2 rRNA genes are annotated in these 5,055 nt (G+C 57.5%); both read right to left on the bottom strand.

From position 1 onward, the window contains the following. Positions 1-32: 32 nt before the first annotated feature. Positions 33-3,150 (bottom strand): 23S ribosomal RNA (locus IF43_RS0135040). 286 nt (positions 3,151-3,436) lie between these two features. Further along, positions 3,437-4,960: ribosomal RNA gene (locus tag IF43_RS37350) — 16S ribosomal RNA — on the bottom strand. The 16S and 23S rRNA genes sit together here, the layout of an rRNA operon. Positions 4,961-5,055: the final 95 nt, after the last annotated feature.

Below are 5,055 nucleotides of genomic sequence, written 5' to 3'. Positions count from 1 at the left end.
CTTCAGAACTTACACAGTGGACGCGAGCAACTGAGGACAAGCCCTCGGCCTATTAGTACCGGTCAGCTCCACCCATTACTGGGCTTCCACATCCGGCCTATCAACCCAGTCGTCTACTGGGAGCCTTACCCTCTCAAGGAGGTGGGAATACTCATCTCGAAGCAGGCTTCCCGCTTAGATGCTTTCAGCGGTTATCCCTCCCGAACGTAGCCAACCAGCCATGCCCTTGGCAGGACAACTGGCACACCAGAGGTTCGTCCGTCCCGGTCCTCTCGTACTAGGGACAGCCCTTCTCAATATTCCAACGCGCACAGCGGATAGGGACCGAACTGTCTCACGACGTTCTAAACCCAGCTCGCGTACCGCTTTAATGGGCGAACAGCCCAACCCTTGGGACCGACTCCAGCCCCAGGATGCGACGAGCCGACATCGAGGTGCCAAACCATCCCGTCGATATGGACTCTTGGGGAAGATCAGCCTGTTATCCCCGGGGTACCTTTTATCCGTTGAGCGACGGCGCTTCCACAAGCCACCGCCGGATCACTAGTCCCGACTTTCGTCCCTGCTCGACCCGTCGGTCTCACAGTCAAGCTCCCTTGTGCACTTACACTCAACACCTGATTGCCAACCAGGCTGAGGGAACCTTTGGGCGCCTCCGTTACCCTTTGGGAGGCAACCGCCCCAGTTAAACTACCCATCAGACACTGTCCCTGATCCGGATCACGGACCGAGGTTAGACATCCAGCACGACCAGAGTGGTATTTCAACGGCGACTCCACAACCACTGGCGTGGCTGCTTCAAAGTCTCCCACCTATCCTACACAAGCCGAACCGAACACCAATATCAAACTGTAGTAAAGGTCCCGGGGTCTTTCCGTCCTGCTGCGCGAAACGAGCATCTTTACTCGTAGTGCAATTTCACCGGGCCTATGGTTGAGACAGTCGAGAAGTCGTTACGCCATTCGTGCAGGTCGGAACTTACCCGACAAGGAATTTCGCTACCTTAGGATGGTTATAGTTACCACCGCCGTTTACTGGCGCTTAAGTTCTCAGCTTCGCCCTGTCGAAACAGAGCTAACCGGTCCCCTTAACGTTCCAGCACCGGGCAGGCGTCAGTCCGTATACATCGCCTTACGGCTTCGCACGGACCTGTGTTTTTAGTAAACAGTCGCTTCTCGCTGGTCTCTGCGGCCACCCCCAGCTCACGGAGTAAATCCGATCACCAGTGATGGCCCCCCTTCTCCCGAAGTTACGGGGGCATTTTGCCGAGTTCCTTAACCATAGTTCACCCGAACGCCTCGGTATTCTCTACCTGACCACCTGAGTCGGTTTAGGGTACGGGCCGCCATGAAACTCGCTAGAGGCTTTTCTCGACAGCATAGGATCATCCACTTCACCACAATCGGCTCGGCATCAGGTCTCAGCCTTAACGTGTGACGGATTTGCCTACCACACGGCCTACACCCTTACCCCGGGACTACCACCGCCCGGGCTGGACTACCTTCCTGCGTCACCCCATCGCTTACCTACTACCACCTTGGGTCAGCGGCTCCACCACTCCCCTTCACCCGAAGGATCCAGGGCGGCTTCACGGCCTTAGCATTAATGGGCTCGATATTGGGCGTTTCAAAGCGGGTACCGGAATATCAACCGGTTGTCCATCGACTACGCCTGTCGGCCTCGCCTTAGGTCCCGACTTACCCTGGGCAGATCAGCTTGACCCAGGAACCCTTAGTCAATCGGCGCAAGAGTTTCTCACTCTTGTATCGCTACTCATGCCTGCATTCTCACTCGTGAACCGTCCACAACTCGCTTCCGCGGCTGCTTCACCCGGCACACGACGCTCCCCTACCCATCACAGCACCCGTTGGGGCTTATTGCTGCAATGACACGACTTCGGCGGTACGCTTGAGCCCCGCTACATTGTCGGCGCGGAATCACTTGACCAGTGAGCTATTACGCACTCTTTCAAGGGTGGCTGCTTCTAAGCCAACCTCCTGGTTGTCTCTGCGACTCCACATCCTTTCCCACTTAGCGTACGCTTAGGGGCCTTAGTCGATGCTCTGGGCTGTTTCCCTCTCGACCATGGAGCTTATCCCCCACAGTCTCACTGCCGTGCTCTCACTTACCGGCATTCGGAGTTTGGCTAAGGTCAGTAACCCGGTAGGGCCCATCGCCTATCCAGTGCTCTACCTCCGGCAAGAAACACACGACGCTGCACCTAAATGCATTTCGGGGAGAACCAGCTATCACGGAGTTTGATTGGCCTTTCACCCCTAACCACAGGTCATCCCCCAGGTTTTCAACCCTGGTGGGTTCGGTCCTCCACGAAGTCTTACCTCCGCTTCAACCTGCCCATGGCTAGATCACTCCGCTTCGGGTCTAGAGCGTGCAACTCAATCGCCCTATTCGGACTCGCTTTCGCTACGGCTTCCCCACACGGGTTAACCTCGCTACACACCGCTAACTCGCAGGCTCATTCTTCAAAAGGCACGCAGTCACGAGACGTGCAAGCACGTCCGACGCTCCCACGGCTTGTAGGCACACGGTTTCAGGTACTATTTCACTCCGCTCCCGCGGTACTTTTCACCATTCCCTCACGGTACTATCCGCTATCGGTCACCAGGGAATATTTAGGCTTAGCGGGTGGTCCCGCCAGATTCACACGGGATTTCTCGGGCCCCGTGCTACTTGGGAAATGAGCAAGCAAGCCGTACAGATTTCAGCTACGGGGGTCTTACCCTCTACGCCGGACCTTTCGCATGTCCTTCGCCTATCCATACGGTTTCTGACTCGCCCAGCCGCCGGCAGACGACTGAAGCTCACTCCCACAACCCCACATGCGCAACCCCTGCCGGGTATCACACGCATACGGTTTGGCCTCATCCGGTTTCGCTCGCCACTACTCCCGGAATCACGGTTGTTTTCTCTTCCTGCGGGTACTGAGATGTTTCACTTCCCCGCGTTCCCTCCACACTGCCTATGTGTTCAGCAGTGGGTGACAGCCCATGACGACTGCCGGGTTTCCCCATTCGGACACCCCCGGATCAAAGCTCGGTTGACAGCTCCCCGGGGCCTATCGCGGCCTCCCACGTCCTTCATCGGTTCCTGGTGCCAAGGCATCCACCGTGCGCCCTTAAAAACTTGGCCACAGATGCTCGCGTCCACTGTGTAGTTCTCAAGCAACGACCAGCCACCCATCACCTTGATCCACAAAGAACCAAGTGCACTGGGGCCGGCATCGCGAAGGTCCAGCCGATCGGCCGTACCCTCAGATACCCAACAACGTGCCCGGCACGATCGCCGTCCGTGTCCTCGTTCCACGCCGAAGCAGTACTAGAGAACCTTCAGGATCGATCGTGCCGAATAGTCAACGTTCCACCCATGAGCTGACCGTGCAGAACATTCGCCTGCAAGCGGTACTGATGCTCCTTAGAAAGGAGGTGATCCAGCCGCACCTTCCGGTACGGCTACCTTGTTACGACTTCGTCCCAATCGCTGGTCCCACCTTCGACGGCTCCCTCCACAAGGGTTGGGCCACCGGCTTCGGGTGTTACCGACTTTCGTGACGTGACGGGCGGTGTGTACAAGGCCCGGGAACGTATTCACCGCAGCAATGCTGATCTGCGATTACTAGCGACTCCGACTTCATGGGGTCGAGTTGCAGACCCCAATCCGAACTGAGACCGGCTTTTTGAGATTCGCTCCACCTCACGGTATCGCAGCTCTTTGTACCGGCCATTGTAGCACGTGTGCAGCCCAAGACATAAGGGGCATGATGACTTGACGTCGTCCCCACCTTCCTCCGAGTTGACCCCGGCGGTCTCCTGTGAGTCCCCATCACCCCGAAGGGCATGCTGGCAACACAGGACAAGGGTTGCGCTCGTTGCGGGACTTAACCCAACATCTCACGACACGAGCTGACGACAGCCATGCACCACCTGTATACCGACCACAAGGGGGGCACTATCTCTAATGCTTTCCGGTATATGTCAAGCCTTGGTAAGGTTCTTCGCGTTGCGTCGAATTAAGCCACATGCTCCGCCGCTTGTGCGGGCCCCCGTCAATTCCTTTGAGTTTTAGCCTTGCGGCCGTACTCCCCAGGCGGGGAACTTAATGCGTTAGCTGCGGCACGGACGACGTGGAATGTCGCCCACACCTAGTTCCCAACGTTTACGGCGTGGACTACCAGGGTATCTAATCCTGTTCGCTCCCCACGCTTTCGCTCCTCAGCGTCAGTATCGGCCCAGAGATCCGCCTTCGCCACCGGTGTTCCTCCTGATATCTGCGCATTTCACCGCTACACCAGGAATTCCGATCTCCCCTACCGAACTCTAGCCTGCCCGTATCGAATGCAGACCCGGGGTTAAGCCCCGGGCTTTCACATCCGACGCGACAAGCCGCCTACGAGCTCTTTACGCCCAATAATTCCGGACAACGCTTGCGCCCTACGTATTACCGCGGCTGCTGGCACGTAGTTAGCCGGCGCTTCTTCTGCAGGTACCGTCACTTTCGCTTCTTCCCTGCTGAAAGAGGTTTACAACCCGAAGGCCGTCATCCCTCACGCGGCGTCGCTGCATCAGGCTTTCGCCCATTGTGCAATATTCCCCACTGCTGCCTCCCGTAGGAGTCTGGGCCGTGTCTCAGTCCCAGTGTGGCCGGTCGCCCTCTCAGGCCGGCTACCCGTCGTCGCCTTGGTAGGCCATTACCCCACCAACAAGCTGATAGGCCGCGGGCTCATCCTTCACCGCCGGAGCTTTCCACCCGAGAAGATGCCTTCCCAGGTCGTATCCGGTATTAGACCCCGTTTCCAGGGCTTGTCCCAGAGTGAAGGGCAGATTGCCCACGTGTTACTCACCCGTTCGCCACTAATCCACCCCGAAGGGCTTCATCGTTCGACTTGCATGTGTTAAGCACGCCGCCAGCGTTCGTCCTGAGCCAGGATCAAACTCTCCGTGAATGTTGACCCGTAATCGGGTAGACACTCGCGTTGAGCGGAACAGTCATGTCGGAATATGACCGACTGTCCTCAGCGTCCTCGCTGTGTGTGTTGCC

This window comes from Streptomyces sp. NRRL S-87, assembly GCF_000719335.1.
Lineage (GTDB): Bacteria > Actinomycetota > Actinomycetes > Streptomycetales > Streptomycetaceae > Streptomyces.
This window is presented reverse-complemented; position numbering and strand designations above follow the sequence as displayed.